This is a genomic window from Mycobacterium toneyamaense, from assembly GCF_055384815.1.
Genome location: NZ_AP040333.1, coordinates 2849634 through 2865757 on the forward strand (window position 1 = coordinate 2849634; position 16124 = coordinate 2865757).

17 protein-coding genes are annotated in these 16124 nt (G+C 68.2%); 14 read left to right on the forward strand and 3 right to left on the reverse strand.

The window, feature by feature from the left end:
* The first annotated feature begins 1 nt into the window (after position 1).
* The 9 genes from ACZ5IQ_RS13850 to ACZ5IQ_RS13890 are packed head-to-tail and all read left to right on the forward strand — an operon-like array spanning position 2 to position 8986.
* Entirely contained in the window at positions 2-1627 is a 1626-nt protein-coding gene (locus ACZ5IQ_RS13850; protein WP_406783598.1) for a carbamoyltransferase family protein, read from the forward strand.
* The gene (locus ACZ5IQ_RS13855; RefSeq protein ID WP_464481359.1) at positions 1624-1893 is read left to right on the forward strand and encodes a glycosyltransferase family 2 protein; all 270 of its coding nucleotides are present in this window, start codon (positions 1624-1626) and stop codon (positions 1891-1893) included. Before ACZ5IQ_RS13850 ends, ACZ5IQ_RS13855 begins: the two co-directional genes overlap by 4 nt.
* Positions 1859-3127: an HAD-IIIA family hydrolase gene (locus tag ACZ5IQ_RS13860; RefSeq protein ID WP_464481360.1), complete on the forward strand. Its 1269-nt coding sequence runs from the start codon at positions 1859-1861 to the stop codon at positions 3125-3127. The genes ACZ5IQ_RS13855 and ACZ5IQ_RS13860 overlap by 35 nt, the downstream gene beginning before the upstream one ends.
* Positions 3124-4173, forward strand: coding sequence for a glycosyltransferase family 9 protein (locus tag ACZ5IQ_RS13865; protein WP_406783600.1), 1050 nt, complete (start codon positions 3124-3126; stop codon positions 4171-4173). The genes ACZ5IQ_RS13860 and ACZ5IQ_RS13865 overlap by 4 nt, the downstream gene beginning before the upstream one ends.
* On the forward strand, positions 4133-4702 hold the full coding sequence (locus ACZ5IQ_RS13870; protein WP_318984495.1) for a D-sedoheptulose-7-phosphate isomerase: 570 nt from the start codon (positions 4133-4135) through the stop codon (positions 4700-4702). The genes ACZ5IQ_RS13865 and ACZ5IQ_RS13870 overlap by 41 nt, the downstream gene beginning before the upstream one ends.
* Positions 4695-6044 carry a PfkB family carbohydrate kinase gene (locus tag ACZ5IQ_RS13875; protein WP_406783601.1) on the forward strand — a complete coding sequence of 450 codons (1350 nt, stop codon included), beginning with the start codon at positions 4695-4697 and terminating at the stop codon, positions 6042-6044. Before ACZ5IQ_RS13870 ends, ACZ5IQ_RS13875 begins: the two co-directional genes overlap by 8 nt.
* Positions 6045-6060: 16 nt before the next feature.
* Entirely contained in the window at positions 6061-6744 is a 684-nt protein-coding gene (locus tag ACZ5IQ_RS13880; RefSeq protein WP_406774726.1) for an SDR family oxidoreductase, read from the forward strand.
* Positions 6735-7697 (forward strand): glycosyltransferase family 9 protein, encoded by a 963-nt coding sequence (locus ACZ5IQ_RS13885; RefSeq protein ID WP_406783602.1) that lies wholly within the window; start codon positions 6735-6737, stop codon positions 7695-7697. Before ACZ5IQ_RS13880 ends, ACZ5IQ_RS13885 begins: the two co-directional genes overlap by 10 nt.
* Positions 7694-8986, forward strand: a complete 1293-nt coding sequence (locus tag ACZ5IQ_RS13890) for a UDP-glucose dehydrogenase family protein (protein WP_406783603.1) — start codon at positions 7694-7696, stop codon at positions 8984-8986. Before ACZ5IQ_RS13885 ends, ACZ5IQ_RS13890 begins: the two co-directional genes overlap by 4 nt.
* 1 nt (position 8987) lies before the next feature.
* Here the strand turns inward: ACZ5IQ_RS13890 and ACZ5IQ_RS13895 are convergent, their stop codons facing one another.
* Positions 8988-9287 carry a hypothetical protein gene (locus tag ACZ5IQ_RS13895; protein ID WP_464481361.1) on the reverse strand — a complete coding sequence of 100 codons (300 nt, stop codon included), beginning with the start codon at positions 9285-9287 and terminating at the stop codon, positions 8988-8990.
* A 55-nt stretch (positions 9288-9342) separates the two neighbouring features.
* On the reverse strand, positions 9343-10809 hold the full coding sequence (locus ACZ5IQ_RS13900; RefSeq protein ID WP_406774723.1) for an aminotransferase class I/II-fold pyridoxal phosphate-dependent enzyme: 1467 nt from the start codon (positions 10807-10809) through the stop codon (positions 9343-9345).
* 96 nt (positions 10810-10905) lie between these two features.
* On the opposite strand from ACZ5IQ_RS13900, the gene ACZ5IQ_RS13905 reads away from it, so the two are divergent.
* The 5 genes from ACZ5IQ_RS13905 to ACZ5IQ_RS13925 all read left to right on the forward strand — a co-directional run bounded on the left by ACZ5IQ_RS13905 (position 10906) and on the right by ACZ5IQ_RS13925 (position 14439).
* Positions 10906-11925 carry an iron-containing redox enzyme family protein gene (locus ACZ5IQ_RS13905; protein ID WP_133426715.1) on the forward strand — a complete coding sequence of 340 codons (1020 nt, stop codon included), beginning with the start codon at positions 10906-10908 and terminating at the stop codon, positions 11923-11925.
* 75 nt (positions 11926-12000) lie between these two features.
* Complete coding sequence (locus ACZ5IQ_RS13910) at positions 12001-12561, forward strand: hemerythrin domain-containing protein (protein ID WP_061000705.1); 561 nt, start codon at positions 12001-12003, stop codon at positions 12559-12561.
* A gap of 5 nt (positions 12562-12566) precedes the next feature.
* Positions 12567-13679 (forward strand): M42 family metallopeptidase, encoded by a 1113-nt coding sequence (locus tag ACZ5IQ_RS13915; protein ID WP_464481362.1) that lies wholly within the window; start codon positions 12567-12569, stop codon positions 13677-13679.
* The gene (locus ACZ5IQ_RS13920; protein ID WP_061000709.1) at positions 13676-14089 is read left to right on the forward strand and encodes a low affinity iron permease family protein; all 414 of its coding nucleotides are present in this window, start codon (positions 13676-13678) and stop codon (positions 14087-14089) included. The genes ACZ5IQ_RS13915 and ACZ5IQ_RS13920 overlap by 4 nt, the downstream gene beginning before the upstream one ends.
* Positions 14090-14091: 2 nt before the next feature.
* Positions 14092-14439: a low affinity iron permease family protein gene (locus ACZ5IQ_RS13925; RefSeq protein ID WP_286150037.1), complete on the forward strand. Its 348-nt coding sequence runs from the start codon at positions 14092-14094 to the stop codon at positions 14437-14439.
* Between the two features lie 3 nt (positions 14440-14442).
* Here ACZ5IQ_RS13925 and ctaD read toward each other — a convergent pair whose 3' ends face one another.
* Positions 14443-16122, reverse strand: a complete 1680-nt coding sequence (gene ctaD / locus ACZ5IQ_RS13930) for an aa3-type cytochrome oxidase subunit I (RefSeq protein WP_464481363.1) — start codon at positions 16120-16122, stop codon at positions 14443-14445.
* Positions 16123-16124: the final 2 nt, after the last annotated feature.

Consider the following 16124-nt stretch of genomic DNA (forward strand, 5'->3'; position numbering starts at 1 on the left):
AGTGCGAATACTCGGAATCAATGCGGTCTTCCACGATCCGGCCGCTGCCGTCGTGGTGGACGGCCAGATCATCGCCGCGGCGGAGGAAGAACGGTTCAGCCGTCGCAAGCACGGCAAGTCCGCGGTGCCCTTCGCGACGTGGGAGGTCCCGGTACAGGCGGCCCGATGGTGCCTGGAGCGCGCGGGGCTGGCGCCGTCCGACCTGGACGCGGTCGGATACTCGTACGACCCCCGGTTGATGCGCGACATCCCTGCCGACCGCGGCGGCCTCGACCGGGACTGGGAATACCTCCGCACGCTGTATGCCGAACGTGCCCCACATTTCCTCAAAACCGCACTGCCCAGGCTGGATCCGGCCAAGGTGCGGTTTGTGCGGCACCATGTCGCGCACGCGGCGTCCAGCGCCCTGGCGGCGCCCGACCCGGATTGTGCTGTCCTGGTCGTCGACGGTCGCGGCGAAAGCACGTCGATGCTCGCGGGCAGCTGCACCGACCACAAGCTCGACATCCTTGCCGCCCAGGACCTTCCGCATTCATTGGGACTGCTGTACGAGGAGCTCACCGAACACCTCGGGTTCAAGCGGTCGTCCGACGAGTACAAGGTGATGGCGATGTCGTCCTACGGCAAACCGCGATTCGCCGATCAGCTGCGGGAATCCGTATACGCCACCGGCGATGGCGGCTTCTGCACCTGGCCGGTCGACTGGGCGTCGTTCGGCACCGATTGGGACGACAGGGTCGATCTCGCGTGCAGCGTGCAGCGGGTCGTCGAAGACGTGCTGCTCGAACTGGTGCACTGGCTGCGCGACGCGACCGATCACGAGAACCTCTGCCTGGCCGGCGGTGTCGCACTCAATTGTGTCGCCAACACCGAGATCCACCGCCGCGGCGGGTTCCGTCGCGTGTGGGTGCAGCCCGCCGCCGGTGATGCCGGGACGGCCCTCGGTGCGGCGCTGGCGCTGGCCGCCGAAGCCGGCGAACCGATCGTCCCGATGGCGTCGGCGGCCCTCGGCCGGGACTGGTCCGACGAGCAGATCGCCGAAACCCTCACCACCGCAGCGGTTCCGTTCGAGCGCCCGGCCGATCTGGCCGGCACCGTCGCCCGAGCGCTTGCCGACAACAATCTCATCGGCTGGTTCCAGGGACGGTCGGAGTACGGCCCGCGGGCCCTCGGCTGCCGGTCCCTGCTCGCCGATCCGCGACGCTCGGAGAACCTGGAGCGCCTGAACGATGTGAAGGGCCGCGAGCAGTTCCGGCCCGTCGCGCCCATGGTGCTCGCCGAGCGGGCCGACGAGATCTTCAGCGGTGGCCCGATACCGAGCCCCTACATGCTGTTCGTGCACGACGTCGCGCCGGACTGGCGCCCGCGCATCCCCGCCGTCACCCACGTGGACGGTACCGCGCGAATCCAGACCGTCGACGCCACCGCGCAGCCGTTGCTGCACGCGACCATCGCGCAATTCGCCGAGCTGTCCGGAGTCCCGGTGGTGGTGAACACCAGCTTCAACACCGCCGGCCGGCCCATGGTCGACAGTCCACGCGACGCCCTCGAATGCTTCGGCAGCGCACCGATCGACATGCTCGTCATCGGTCCCTACGTGGTGCGCCGCGCACAGGGGCTGCGATGAACCCACACCTGGACGCCGCCATCGTGATCCCGACCATTGGCCGAGCATCCCTGCATGACCTCATTGCCGCACTGGATGATTCGCCAGGCATCAGCCCGGCGGAGGTGATCATCGTCGACGATCGCCCCAGTTCCGTGCCGGCACTGCTGCTGCCGGTGTCGAGGGTGCCGCTCACGGTGCTGCGCAGCGGCGGACGCGGTCCAGCGGCCGCGCGCAACGTCGGTTGGCGCAGTGCGACGGCGCGGTGGATTCTGTTTTCTCGATGACGATGTGGTGCCCGCCGACGGGTGGCTGGCCGCGTTGAAGGGTGACCTGGCGGCCGCCGACGCCGATGGTGCCGTCGGCTCTCAGGGGCGGATCGCGGTTCCGGTGCCGACGCAGCGCCGGCTCACCGACGACGAGCGCCGCACCGAGAGATTGGCGGGCGCCCAGTGGATCACCGCGGACCTGGCCTATCGCCGCTCGGCTCTGGTCCAGGTCGGCGGATTCGACGAGCGGTTTCCGCGGGCCTACCGCGAAGACTCCGACCTGGCGCTGCGCATCACCCGGGCCGGCGGCAGGATCGACTGGGGCACAAGACGATCCATCCACCCGGTGGCTCAGTCGACCATGCTGAGTGCGGTCCGCGCACAGGTCGGCAACACCGACGACGCGTTGATGCGCCGCAAACATGGTCGCGGCTGGAGAACCGCGATCGGGGAGGGCCGTGGCCGTATCGCAGCGCACACCGTCACCACGGCGGCTGCCCTGACCACCGTGCTGGGCGTCCTGGCCCGGCGCCGCCAGCCGGTGCGGGTGGGTGCTGCGGTCTGGGCCGCGCTGACCACCGAATTCTGGCTGCGCCGTTACCTTTCCGGGCCGCGCGGGCTGTTCTGGGCGGCCCGCCTGCTGATCACCAGCGTCGTCATTCCGCCGGTGGCGGTGCGCCACCGGCTCCGCGGCACGTGGATGTTCTGCCGTGCCCGCAAGGAGCCGCCGCTGGCAGTGCTGTTCGACCGCGACGACACCATCATCGAGGACGGCCCTTACCTCAACGACCCGGCCGGGGTGGTGCCGGTGCCCGGCGCCGCGATGGCGCTGAATCGGCTGCGCGAACAGGGACTGCTGCTCGGCGTCGTGACCAATCAGTCCGGTGTCGCCAGCGGACTGATCAGTCCGGATCAGCTGGAGAGCGTCAACGCGATGGTCAATTCGCTGTTGGGGCCGTTCGATTCCTGGCAGGTGTGCCCGCACGCCTCCGACGACGGCTGCTTCTGCCGCAAACCGTCGCCCGGCATGGTGCACGCAGCCGCCGAAGCGCTCGGTGTACCCGCGTCGCGCTGCGTCCTGATCGGGGACACCGGCAGCGATGTCGACGCAGCGCTGGCCGCGGACGCCGAGGCCATCTTGGTCCCCACGGCCCGCACGTTGCCGCAGGAGATCGAATCTGCTTGCCGCCGAGCGCGAGTGGCGTCGACGCTCACCGACGCGGTCAATCTCGTACTGCGGGAGTGCCGATGAGCACGACGGTGTTCGCCAGGCTGGACAGCGCGGGCGATGTGTTGATCACCGGGCCGGCCGTCCGCGCCGTCGCCGCCCACAGCAATGTGACCATGCTGGTGGGTCCCCGCGGCCGCGCCGCCGCCGAGCTGCTCCCCGGAGTTGACGACATCGTCGAGTGGCAGGCACCGTGGGTCGACTTCGACTCACCGGATCTCACGAGCGAGCACGCCTTCCGGCTGATCGCGGCGCTGCGGGCCATCGCGCCGCAGCGGGTGTACATCTCCACCTCGTTCCACCAGTCGCCGCTGCCGCTGGCACTGCTGTGCCGGATGGCGGAGGTGCCCTGGATCGGCGCCATCTGCGACGACTATCCCGGGACCCTGCTCGATCTCCGTCACCATGTGACGCCCGACGTTCCCGAGCCGTTGCGGGCCCTTTCGCTGGTATGTGCCGGTGGCTGTCAGCTACCCGACAGCGACGACGGCGCGCTGCGGGTGCGACACCGGGAGCTGCCGGAGCAGCTGGAGGGTGAACTCGGTGGCGGGGGATACGTGGTGTTCCACCCGGGTGCGGCGGTTCCGGCCCGCCGGCCCAGCGCGGCGCGCAGCGCGGCGATGGTGCGGGCCCTGGTGGGCGCGGGGCATCGCGTACTGGTCACCGGGAGTCCGGGCGAACGTCGGCTCACCGCGCAGGTCGCGGGAACGGCGGCACTGGATTTGGGCGGCCGGACCACTCTCGGCGAATTGTCCGCGGTGTTCCGGCACGCCAACGCGGTCGTCGTACCCAATACCGGACCCGCGCACCTGGCCGCGGCGGTCGGTGCGCCAGTGGTGTCGCTGTTCGCCCCCGTGGTCCCCGCCAGTCAATGGAGTCCATACACGCGCAACGTCATTCGGCTCGGTGATCAGTCCGCACCGTGCCGGGGCACCCGGGCCCGCACGTGCCCGGTGCGCGGCCATCCCTGCCTGGACGGCATCTCCGACGCGGAGGTGCTGGCGGCAGTCACTCAGTTGGGAGAATGCCATGATCACAGCGCACATCTCGGCGTTGGCGCAGGCCGTTGACCGGATCGGCATCGAGGCGCCACGGTTGAGCCGATGGGGCTGCCGACTCGCGGACCTGCTCGACGGCGGAGGGCGGCTGCTCGCCTGCGGCAACGGTGGTAGCGCGGCCGAGGCCCAGCATCTCACCGCCGAGTTGGTGGGCCGCTTCCGTGACGAGCGGAACCCGTTGTCGGCCATCGCCTTACACGCGGATACGTCCGCACTCACCGCGATCGTCAACGACTACGGGGTCGAGGAGATGTTCGCCCGCGGGGTACGTGCGCACGGCCGACCGGGAGATGTGCTGGTCGCCTTGTCCACCAGCGGTTCGAGTCCCAACGTCCTGGCGGCGGTGAAGGCAGCCCACGAGATCGGGATGACCACCTGGGCCCTGACCGGCCCGGCGCCGAATCCGTTGGCCGCCATCTGCGAAGACGCCATCTGCGTGGAGGCGCCCTCGACGGCCACCGTCCAGGAACTGCATCTGTTCCTGGTTCACGCGCTGTGCATCGAGGTCGACGAGCGGCTCCAGGTGGTGCCGCGTGGCTGATTCGATTGTGATCGTCGGCGATTCACTGCTGGACGTCGATATCGACGGGGCGGCCGAGCGGCTGAGTCCGGACGCCCCGGTGCCCGTGATCGACACCGAGCGGGTCTGGCATCGTCCCGGTGGCGCCGGTCTCGCGGCGCTGCTGGCCGCCCGGTCGGCCGACGACGTGACGTTGGTGACCGCTGTCGCCGACGACCGCGACGGTCGTCAGCTGACCGGGCTGTTGTCCAGCGCGGGTGTCCGGGTGGTGCCGCTGCCGATGCTCGGCGGCACCGTATGCAAGACCCGGGTGCGGGCCCGCGGCCAGTGCGTGCTGCGGATCGACCGGGGTTCGGGTACCGCCGCTCCTGACGAGGTTCCCGCCGAGGCAGCGGATGCGATCGCGCATGCCGCGGTGATCTGCGTGGCCGATTACGGGCGCGGCGTCACCGCGCATCCCGGGCTGCGGGCGCTGTTGTCGGCGGCGGCACAGCGGGTGCCGGTCGTGTGGGATCCGCATCCCCGGGGAAGCGACCCGGTTCGCGGGTGCCGACTGGTCACGCCCAACCAGGCCGAAGCGGTCGGCCGCTCGGCGGCGTCCCTGCGCAAGGACTGGCAGGCCGCCGCGGTCTGCGTCACGTGTGGCGCACAAGGTGCGGTACTCGATACGGAACCACTTGGCACCGTGCAGATTCCATCGCTCGTCGGCCGGGTGTCCGGAGGTGATTCCTGTGGTGCCGGCGACCGGTTCGCGGTGTCGGTGGCAACTGAACTGGGTAACGGGCAGGACGTGCGCTCGGCCGTCACCACCGCGGTCGGTGTGGCCGGGCAGTTCGTCGCGGCCGGTGGCGCCGGCGCGGTGTCGACGCCGGTGACCGATGTGCCGGATGACGGCGGTGAGTTCGAAGCGCTGACCGGTGACATCGAAACCGTGCGGCAGCGGCTGCGGGCACGTGCGACGACGGTGGTGGCCGCGGGCGGTTGCTTCGACCTGCTGCACACCGGCCATGTCCGGTTGCTGCGCCAGGCCCGGCTGTTGGGCGACGCGCTCGTGGTCCTGATCAACTCGGACCGTTCGGTGCGTGCCCTCAAAGGCGCGGGCCGGCCGGTGATGGCAGCGGCCGACCGCGCCCGCGTGCTGTCGGCATTGGCCTGCGTCGACGCGGTGCTGGTGTTCGACGAAGACTCGCCCGCGCAGGCACTGGCCCGGCTGCGCCCCGATGTGTGGGTGAAAGGCGGCGACTACGCCGACGCGCCACTGCCCGAGGCCGAGGTCGTCCGCCGGTACGGCGGTGAGGTGGTCCTGCTGCCGACCGTCGCCGGTTACTCGTCATCCAATCTGATCGCCGCAGCGCGATCGTGAACGAAGGGAACAAGCCATGATCGGTAACGTCATCATCACCGGCGGGTCCTCGGGGCTCGGCGCCGCGACCGTGAAAAGGATTGCCGCGCAGGGTGGTCGGCCCATGGTGATCGATCGCGACATCCCGTCGGTGCCGGTGCCGTTCCAGTGCGCGGACCTTGCCGACGCCGATGCGGTCGAGGCCGCGGTGGCCCTGCTGGCGGACGAGTGCGGCGGGCAGGTGGACGGACTGTTCACCGCGGCCGGCATCGATTCGTGCGGCAAGCTGGCGGACGTACCGGTCAAGGACTGGGAGCGGGTCGTGCACGTCAACCTGCTGGGAACCGCGGCGGCGGTGCGGTCGGCATTGCCGTATCTCAAAGCGGCACATGGACGCATCGTCACCTGCGCGTCGACGCTGGGCCTCAAGGCGGTCAGCGACGCCACGGCGTACTGCGCGTCGAAATTCGGCGTCATCGGCTTCAGCCGTGCGCTCGCCGCCGAGCTGGCCGGAGAGGTCGGCGTCACGACGCTGATCCCCGGCGGTATGCGGACCGCGTTCTTCGACGACCGCGACGAGCAGTACAAGCCGCCGCCCGACGCCAAACTGAACGACCCCGAACACGTCGCCGACACCGTGATATTCGCGTTGTCGCAGCCGGCCGGATGCGAGATTCGGGAGTTGGTCGTGTGCCAATCGACGGAGCCCTCGTGGCCGTGAGGTGGGCCGACACCATCGGTGCACCGCGCGACATCCTGGTGTTGCGTGCGCTCGGTCTCGGTGACCTGCTGACCAGCTTTCCGGCCCTGCGCGGACTGCGCCGGGCCTACCCGGATGCACGGATCGTGCTGGCCACGCCCGAACCCTATGTCTGCCTGGCGTTGCTGTCCGGTGCGGTCGACGAAGTCGACGCGACACCGGAGCTCGGGCGGCTGCACCCGCGGCGCCGCCCGCCCGATCTGGCCGTCAATCTGCACGGCAGCGGCCCGGAGAGCATCGCTGATCTGGCCGCAATACGCCCGGGAGCGCTGCTGACTCACCGGCATGATGCCTTTCCCCAATACGCGGGACCACCGTGGCGTGAGGACGTGCACGACGTGGCGCGCTGGTGCGGGTTGCTGGAATGGGCCGGCATCGCCTGTGACCCAGGCGATCTCGCCATCAGCCGACCGCGTGGATATCCGGACCGCTCCGGCTCGGTGGTGATCCATCCCGGGGCCTCGGCGCCGGCCCGGCGATGGCCGGCCGAGCGCTTCGCAGCCGTCGCCGCGGCGCTGCACCGGGCCGGCGAGCGCGTCGTCATCACCGGGTCGAGCGCTGAACTCGACCTGGCCCGAGCGGTCGCCGCGGGCGCCGGATTGCCCGACAGCGCGGTGCTGGCCGGCCGCCTCGGGCTCATGGGCACGGTGGCATTGATCAGTGACAGCCGATTGGTCATCTGTGGGGACACCGGCATCGGCCACATCGCCACGGCGACGGGGACGCCGTCGGTGCTGCTGTTCGGCCCGACGCCGCCGGCTCGGTGGGGACCGCCCGGCACCGGCCCCCACATCGTGTTGTGGGCCGGTGATCAGGGCGACCCGCACGCCGACCGGCCAGATCGGGGATTGCTGCTCATCACCGTCGAACGGGTGATCGCGGCGACAGAAGGCGTACTGAAGGAACGCGTATGACGGCGGGCACGGTCGGTGCGGGCTACGTCGGCCTCACCACTGCGGTGTGCCTGGCCGAGCGGGGACATCGGACTGTGTGCGTCGACACCGACACCGCCCGGGTGGCGCAGCTGCGCCAGGGTATCGCCACGCTCGACGAACCCGGCCTGGCCGAGCTCCTGACCTCAGGTCTTTCTGACCGAACCCTGTGCTTCAGTGCCGATTTCGGCGCATTGTCGGATTGCGACGTGGTGTTCGTGTGCGTGCCGACACCGAGCGGTGCCGACGGCGCCGCCGATCTGAGCGCGGTGTGGTCGGCCGTCACCGAACTGCGGCAGGTCCTGTCGCCGGGCAGCGTGATCGCGGTCAAATCCACGGTGCCGGTCGGTACCACCCGAGACATCGCCACCGCGGTGCGCGACAAGGGGATCCACGTGGTATCCAACCCGGAGTTCCTGCGTGAGAGCCATGCCGTGGCCGATGCCCGCGAGCCGGACCGGGTCCTCATCGGCGCCATGGATGACACCGCCGCCGACCGGGTCGGTGCCCTGTACGGGGCGACTGCCGATTCGGTGCTCCGGATGGCGCCGGAAAGCGCAGAGCTGGCCAAGTACGCCAGCAATGCCTTTCTGGCGGTGAAGCTCTCGTACGTCAACTCGCTGGCTGCGCTGTGCGCCGAGGTCGGCGCGGACATCGCCGACGTCACCCGCTGCATGGGCGCCGATGCCCGCATCGGTGGGCAGTTCCTGCAGCCCGGACCCGGCTGGGGCGGTTCCTGCCTGCCCAAAGACAGTGCGGCGCTGTTGTATACGTCGCGGCTGCACGGCGTGGCGCTGCGCGAGGTGGCCGCCTCGCGCGACACCAACGCGGCGCAGGCCCCGCGGGTAGTGCGGGCGTTGTCGGCGGCCATGGCCGAACCCGTCGCATCGGCGCGCATCACGGCGCTGGGCCTGACCTTCAAGGCCGGTACCCCCGACGTCCGGGATTCGCCGGCGCTGACCATCGCGGCAGCGCTGGCCCGGCAGGGCGCGGAGGTCCGGGGATACGATCCGCAGCTGGCGGTGATCGACCCGAAAGTATTGCGCGACAACGGGGTCACCGCGGTCGACGATGTCTACACCGCGGCCAAGGGGGCCGACGCGCTCGTCGTACTGACGGAATGGCCGGTGTTCGGGGACCTGGACTGGCCGCGCATCGCGCAACATGCACCTGACGCTGTCGTGATCGACACCCGGAACGTGCTCGACTCGCGGACGGTGACCGCCGCCGGTCTGCGCTACCTGGGCAACGGGAGGAGCCCGGGTTTCTGAGTCAGCTCGTCGGCGGCGTCCGCGGCGCACCGGGGTGCGTGTCGAGGTAGTCGAGTTCACGGCGCCGGATGCGGCGGTGCCGCGCGTAGAGCCAGGCGCCGCCCCCCACGGCCAGCACTGCCGCGATCGCCAGGGCCACTCCACCGGTGTCCGCTCGGCCGTCGGCGAAGAAGTACAAGCTCACGACCAAGGTCGCCACCGCCAGGCCGACCGCCACCAGGCCCGGGGCGTTCGTGCCGTCCTTGAAGGTTTCGCCGGCATGCGGCCGGGTGGTGCGAGCATGGTCGACGGGGTCTTTCATGGGATGCCTCCTGGGGATCAGTCCTCGACGTTCTAATGCCCGGTGCCGGGCGGTTCTACACCCGCGGTGCGGTGACCCGCACCGATTTGAGCTCGGGATCGGCGGGGTCCGGCAGGTACATGCCCGCGGCGATGCCGGTCCGCAGGTAGTCCAGGACCTCGGCGTTGATCAGTTCGCCGGGGACGACGGCCGGTATACCGGGCGGATAGGGCGTGATCTGTTCGGCCGAGACGCGTCCGGCCGCCATCTCGACGGGCACCGTCTCCACCGGGCCGAAGAACGCGTCCCTCGGTGATTGGATCGTCTCCAGCTGCAGGTCTTCGGGCGCCGGCAGCTGGACGTGCGGCGGTGGTTCGAAATCCGCAGCGGCCGTGGGTAACTGGCGCAGCGCCACCACCAGCGGCCGGATCGTCTCGCGGTCGTCGGCCATCGACAGCGTGATCAGGATTCGGCGGTGATCCGCCAGGCCGACGTCGATGTGGTGTTGTTTCCGCAACCACTGCTGGGCCTGGTAACCCGACATGCCGGTGGCCGATACGTCGACCAGAACCTGGAGCCGGTCCAGGTCATGGGACGCCTCGACGCCGAGCAGTTCATCCTCGAGAACATGCAGGCCGTCGATGTGTTCGAGATCGCGGCGTAGCTCGTCGGACAGCCGGAGCGCGGCACCGAGCAGTCGATGCCCGTCCTCGACCATCTGTCGCCGCCAGCCGTCCATCGCCGCGTACATGGGCACGCTGGGACTGGTGGTCGTCAGCAGGTCGGCGCAGGCGGCAAGCCTGCGGTCGTCGATCAGGTCGCCCTGCACGTGAAACACCGAGCCCTGCTCGAATCCGGCACCCATCTTGTGCACACTGACCACACAGATGTCGGCGCCGGCATCCATTGCCCATGTGGGCAGGTCCTCGTGGAACGGCAGGTGCGCACCCCAGGCCTCGTCGACGATCAGCGGTTTGCCCTCTGCGTGACAGACCTCTGCGATGCCCGCGAGGTCGGCACAGGTGCCGTACGGGGACGGGCTGACGATCAGTGCGCCGGCGGCGTCGGGGTACCGCTTCCAGCCGTCGGCGACGTCCTGCGGCGACGGCGGGTGGGACAGGTGCCGTTCGGCATCCCAGCGCGGGCTGATCCAGCGGGGGAGCACCCCGGAGAACACCAGGCCCGCAACGATCGATTTGTGGCTGTCGCGGCCCACCAGCAGGCTGCCGTCGCCGCCGGCCACCGCCATCATGGCGGCCTTCACCGACAACGAGCTGCCGCATGTCGAGAACCACGCCATGTCGGCGCCCACGGCGGCCGCCATCAGGTCCTCGGCGTGCCGCAGATATCCATTCGAGTTGCGGTGATCGTCCAAGCCGCCGCTGGCCAGCACGTCATTCCAGAACGGCTGCGCGCCCAGGGCATCCAGTACGCGGGCATCGGTACCACGCCCCTGTCGATGGCCGGGAGGGGTGAAGCCGTACTCGCCGATTGAGCGATAGCGGACAAGCGCATCGAGCAGGGGTGTCTCAGACTGATTCATGATGTCTCGGGGATACCCGTAGTGCCGGCGTCTACACGTGGGCCGTGGCGCGAAGCGGGTTTAGCTTCCCACGCCTGCGGGTATCGGGGAGGTCTCATGTGCACAGAAGAACTTGTTCAGCCTTTGCTACCGGACCCCCGCGGTCCCGTGTCCAGTGTCGTCATCGGACTGCTGGGCGAGCGCCTGCCCACGCAGTATCTGGCGCGGATACAGTTGCCGCTCGCGAACGCCGATCCCTTTGGCCTCGACCTGCAGTTGGCGCTGTACGTCTGCTACGAACTGCACTACCGCGGCTTCGCCGGCACCGACGAAAAGTGGGAATGGAACCCCGCCCTCCTCGATGTTCGTCATCGCATCGAGGAGCGGTTCCTGGCCGCCGTGAGAGAGCTCGTCGGCCCCATCAGTCCGGACAGCACGGCGCACGCCGAGCTGGCTCGCTGCGACACCGAGCCTGTCGATGATTCGAGTCTGTCCGTCTACCTACAAGACCAGGCGACGTGGCCGCAGATGCAGGAGTACTTCGTGCATCGCTCGCTGTACCACCTCAAGGAAGCCGACCCGCAGTCGTGGATCATTCCGCGGCTGACCGGTCGCGCGAAAGCCGCGTTCGTGGCGGTGGAATACGACGAATACGGCGGCCGTGGCGGGTACGCGTCCATGCACCAGCGGCTGTTCGCCGATCTGCTCGATGCCGCGGGTCTGCGCAGCGACTATTTGCACTACCTCGGCAATGCGACGGGCAGCACCCTGGCCGCGGTGAATCTCATGTCGATGTTCGGTCTGCACCGCCACCTGCGTGGCGCGGCCGTCGGGCATTTCGCCGCAACCGAACTGACCTCCTCGCCGGGATCGCACCGAATAGTCAAGGGCCTCAAGAGACTTGGCGCTCCGCGACCCTGCGTCGACTTCTATCGGGAACACGTCGAGGCCGACGCGGTTCACGAACAAGTGGTCCGCAAGGACGTCGTGGCAGACCTGGTGTCGCGCGAGCCCGGCCTGGAACGGGACATCGTTTTCGGTATTCGCGCCTTCGACGCGATCGAGGGACGGCTCGCCGATCACATGCTGTCCAGCTGGGCGGCAGGGTGCCCGTCGCTGCAGCACTGGCCCGTTTGACCGCCGGCGCACCGGGTAATCGGTGAGGGACGCGCTCACGGCCCGAGCGCGTCTGACGTTCTCACAGGAGGAAATATGGCTTCACACGCCCTCAAATCCCCGTCTGATGTGATCGATCTCCTCACTGATCAGCACGAGCAGATCAAGTCACTGTTCACCGAGACCCTGGTGCTGGCCGGCGACGAGAGAGCGAGGTCGTTCCGGGATCTGCGCCGGCTCCTCGCGGTGCACGAAACCGCCGAGGAGGAGATCGTGCACCCGCGGGCGAAGCAGAAGCTGCCCGGTGGCGAGAAGGTCGTCGATGCCAGGCTGGAAGAGGAGCACGAGGCGAAAAAGCTACTCGCCGAACTGGAGTCGCTCGACGTCGACAGCAAGGAGTTCACCGGCAAGCTGACGAAACTCCGCGACGCCGTGATCGCGCACGCCGAGCACGAGGAGGCGGAGGAGTTCGCCAAGCTCGGAACCGAGCTGTCGCAGCAGGAGCTCGAGCGTATGGGCGAGATCGCCAAACTCGCGGAGGCAGTCGCGCCGACCCGGCCACATCCCGGCGTGGAGTCCCCGGCCGCGAACCTCATCGTCGGACCGTTCGCCGCGATGCTCGACCGTGTGCGGGACGTGATCTCGAGCGTCCGCTGAGTCCGATGATCCAGCTGCTGCAGGAACTGTTGTGGGCGTACGGACCCTGTGGCCAGGAGGACGCCGTCCGTGAGATCTGCCTGCGCGAGCTGGCGCCGGTGGTCGACAGCGCCTGGGTCGACAAGGCCGGCAACGTGGTGGGGCGGGTGTCCTCGTCGGCGCGCGACGAGGAGCACTCGCCCATCCGCGTGATGGCTCACATGGACGAACTGTCGATGCTCGTCAAGCGAATTCAGCCGGACGGCAGAGTGCGGTTGACTCCGCTGGGCACGATGTACCCCGCGAACTTCGGCCTCGGACCCGTGCTGATGCTTGGTGACCGGGAACACGTATGCGGTGTCCTCACAGTGGGATCCGAACACACCACCCAGGAAAGTCCGCAGATCTGGCAGACCAAACCCGACGGTGGTGACCGGGCGCTGAACTGGTCGGATGTGTACGTGTTCACGGGCCGCACACCGGACCAGTTGGCCGAAGCCGGCATCCGTCCCGGCGCTCGCGTGTGCGTGCACCGAAGCAAGCGGGAACTCGTCGAGATCGATGACTATCTCGGGTCCTATTTCATGGATGACAGAGCATTGCTGGTGGTGCTCCTGTCTGCCGCGCGCGAGTTGCGCCAACGGCCGGAAAGACCGCCCCAGGACGTGTATTTCGTGTGCACGGTCAGTGAGGAGGTCGGCGGCCTCGGTGGCTCGTACGCCAGCCGGGCCCTGCCTGGTGAGTTGACCCTGGCACTCGAGGTCGGCCCGACCGAAGCCGAGTACGGCACCACCGTCACAGGTGGGCCCATCGTCGGCTACAGCGACGCGCAGTGCGTCTACGACAAGGGCGTCGCGGACCGGCTGGTGGACGTGGCGACCGAGTTGGGCACCGATCCGCAGCCGGCGGTCCTGGGCGCGTTCGAATCCGATGCGTCGCATGCCAAGTCGAACGGGCACACGGCCGCGGCCGGGTTGCTGTGCCTGCCCACGCTGAGCACTCACGCGTACGAGGTGGTGCCGCGCGATGGCATCGGTGCGATGTCAGACGTGTTGGTGGAGTTCCTGATGCAGCCGGTGCCGTTTGCCGAGGGCACGTCCCGGGTAAACAGGGCTGCACCACGAAAGGACGCGTCATGACCGTCTCCGAAAATCCCGACCCGGACGTGATGCCGTCCGGCGTGTCCGACAAAGTGTCCATGTTCGACCGGTTCGCCACCACCACGGCCGAAATCGTTTCCCGGGCCTGGTTCTTCCTGGCGTGCGTGCTGCTGGTGATCGTGTGGGCGCCGACTTTCGCCCTCATGACCGTCGATACCTGGCAGCTGGTCATCAACACGATCACGACGATCATCACGTTCCTGTTGGTCGCTCTGCTGCAGAACACCCAGAGGCGTTCCGATGACGCGATTCAGCACAAACTCAACGCCATCGCCGACGCACTGGCAGATTTGATGCACCACCAGGGCGATGAGAACGACGGCATCCGCGACGACGAGAAAGAACTGCGGGAGGCCGTCGGACTCGAAGAACGGGAAAGCACCGGCTGACCATGAACGCCGTCAAACCGGGTGCCCGGGCGATGGACGCCATCATCGGTTGGGCCGGTTCGCTGCGCATCAGCGTCGCTGTTTTCGTGGCGGTCGCCGCAGCCCTGCTGGCCGGCATCGTCACACGCTTCCCGCCCTGGTGGCAAACCGCCGTCTATGCCACCAACGCGCTGGTTGCCCTGGTGATGCTCTTCGTCATTCAGCACACCACCAACCGTCAGACCGGCGCGATACTGCTCAAGCTCGATGAACTCATCGTCACCTCGTCGACAGCCCGCGACGACGTCATCGACGCCGAACGCCGGGACACCGCCGAACAAGAGAAATTGCACGACCGCCTGCACCACTGATGGTCAACGGCCCACATGCGACTCGGTGCGCATCCGTTCGGTCATGTGCGGGTAGTGCAGCTCGAAAGCCGGTCGCTCCGAACGGATTCGGGGCAGTTCGGTGAAGTTGTGCCGGGGTGGCGGGCAGGTGGTGGCCCACTCCAGGGAGTTGCCGTGGCCCCACGGGTCGTCGACGACGACGGGCTCGCCGTAGCGCCAGCTCTTGAACACGTTCCAGACGAACGGGAGCACAGACAGCGCAAGGATGAACGACCCGATGGTGGAGACCAGGTTGAGGGCGTCGAAACCGTCGCCCGGCAGGTAGTCCGCGTAGCGCCGCGGCATGCCCTGGTCGCCCAGCCAGTGCTGCACCAGGAACGTGGTGTGGAAGCCGATGAAGGTCAGCCAGAAGTGCAGCTTGCCCAGGCGCTCGTCGAGCAGCCGTCCGCACATCTTCGGGAACCAGAAGTAGATGCCGGCGTAGGTGGCGAACACGATGGTGCCGAACAGCACGTAATGGAAATGCGCCACAACGAAATACGAGTCCGTGACGTGGAAGTCCAGTGGCGGGCTGGCCAGCAGTACACCCGAGAGTCCGCCCAGCAGGAAGGTGACGAGGAAGCCGACCGAGAACAGCATCGGCGTCTCGAAGCTCAACTGCCCCTTCCACATGGTGCCGATCCAATTCCAGAATTTGATGCCGGTGGGAACCGCGATCAGGAACGTCATGAACGAGAAGAACGGCAGCAGCACGGCGCCGGTGGCGAACATGTGGTGCGCCCACACCGCGACCGACAGCACCGTGATGCCCCACGTCGCGTAAACCAGTGTGGTGTAACCGAATATCGGCTTGCGGGAGAACACCGGGATGATCTCGGTGACGATGCCGAAGAACGGTAGCGCGACGATGTACACCTCGGGGTGGCCGAAGAACCAGAAGAGGTGTTGCCACAGGATCGCGCCGCCGTTGGCGGCGTCGTAGACGTGTGCCCCCAGATGACGCTGCGCCAGCAGACCGAACAGGGCCGCGGTCAGGATCGGGAAGGCCAGGAGTATCAGCACGCCGGTGGCGAGGATGTTCCACGTGAAGATGGGCATGCGGAACATGGTCATCCCGGGGCAGCGCATGCAGACCACGGTCGTGATCATGTTGACCGCACCGAGGATGGTGCCGAGGCCCGACACGATCAGGCCCACCGCCCACAGGTCCCCGCCGGAGCCCGGCGAGTGGACCGCGTCGGACAGCGGGGTATAGGCCTTCCACCCGAAGTCCGCTGCGCCGCCGGGAACGACGAATCCGGCCAGCACCAGCAGCCCGCCGAACAGGAACAGCCAGAACGACAGCGCGTTGAGCCGCGGGAAGGCGACGTCGGGTGCGCCGATCTGCAGGGGGAGCACCAGATTCGCGAAACCGAACACGACGGGCGTCGCGTACAACAGCAACATCAAGGTGCCGTGCACGGTGAACAGCTGGTTGTACTGCTCGTTGGACAGGAACTGCAGGCCGGGCATGGCGAGCTCGGTGCGCATCAGCAACGCCATGATCCCGGCGCTGAAGAAGAAGGCGAACGACACCGCCAGGTACATCTGGCCGATCAACTTGTGGTCGGTCGTGCTGACGAGTCCGTACAGGACGGCGCCCAAACGCTTTCGGCGCGCCGGAAACGGCCGCCCAGGCGTCAACGGCACTTCGACAGCGGTCACCC

Coding starts and splice junctions, on each gene's coding strand:
- ACZ5IQ_RS13870 (WP_318984495.1), top strand. CDS start 4,133: ATGATCACAGCGCACATCTCGGCGTTGGCGCAGGCCGTTGACCGGATC.
- ACZ5IQ_RS13855 (WP_464481359.1), top strand. CDS start 1,624: ATGAACCCACACCTGGACGCCGCCATCGTGATCCCGACCATTGGCCGA.
- ACZ5IQ_RS13915 (WP_464481362.1), top strand. CDS start 12,567: ATGATCCAGCTGCTGCAGGAACTGTTGTGGGCGTACGGACCCTGTGGC.
- ACZ5IQ_RS13905 (WP_133426715.1), top strand. CDS start 10,906: ATGTGCACAGAAGAACTTGTTCAGCCTTTGCTACCGGACCCCCGCGGT.
- ACZ5IQ_RS13900 (WP_406774723.1), bottom strand. CDS start 10,809: ATGAATCAGTCTGAGACACCCCTGCTCGATGCGCTTGTCCGCTATCGC.
- ACZ5IQ_RS13920 (WP_061000709.1), top strand. CDS start 13,676: ATGACCGTCTCCGAAAATCCCGACCCGGACGTGATGCCGTCCGGCGTG.
- ACZ5IQ_RS13865 (WP_406783600.1), top strand. CDS start 3,124: ATGAGCACGACGGTGTTCGCCAGGCTGGACAGCGCGGGCGATGTGTTG.
- ACZ5IQ_RS13910 (WP_061000705.1), top strand. CDS start 12,001: ATGGCTTCACACGCCCTCAAATCCCCGTCTGATGTGATCGATCTCCTC.
- ACZ5IQ_RS13880 (WP_406774726.1), top strand. CDS start 6,061: ATGATCGGTAACGTCATCATCACCGGCGGGTCCTCGGGGCTCGGCGCC.
- ACZ5IQ_RS13890 (WP_406783603.1), top strand. CDS start 7,694: ATGACGGCGGGCACGGTCGGTGCGGGCTACGTCGGCCTCACCACTGCG.
- ACZ5IQ_RS13895 (WP_464481361.1), bottom strand. CDS start 9,287: ATGAAAGACCCCGTCGACCATGCTCGCACCACCCGGCCGCATGCCGGC.
- ACZ5IQ_RS13925 (WP_286150037.1), top strand. CDS start 14,092: ATGAACGCCGTCAAACCGGGTGCCCGGGCGATGGACGCCATCATCGGT.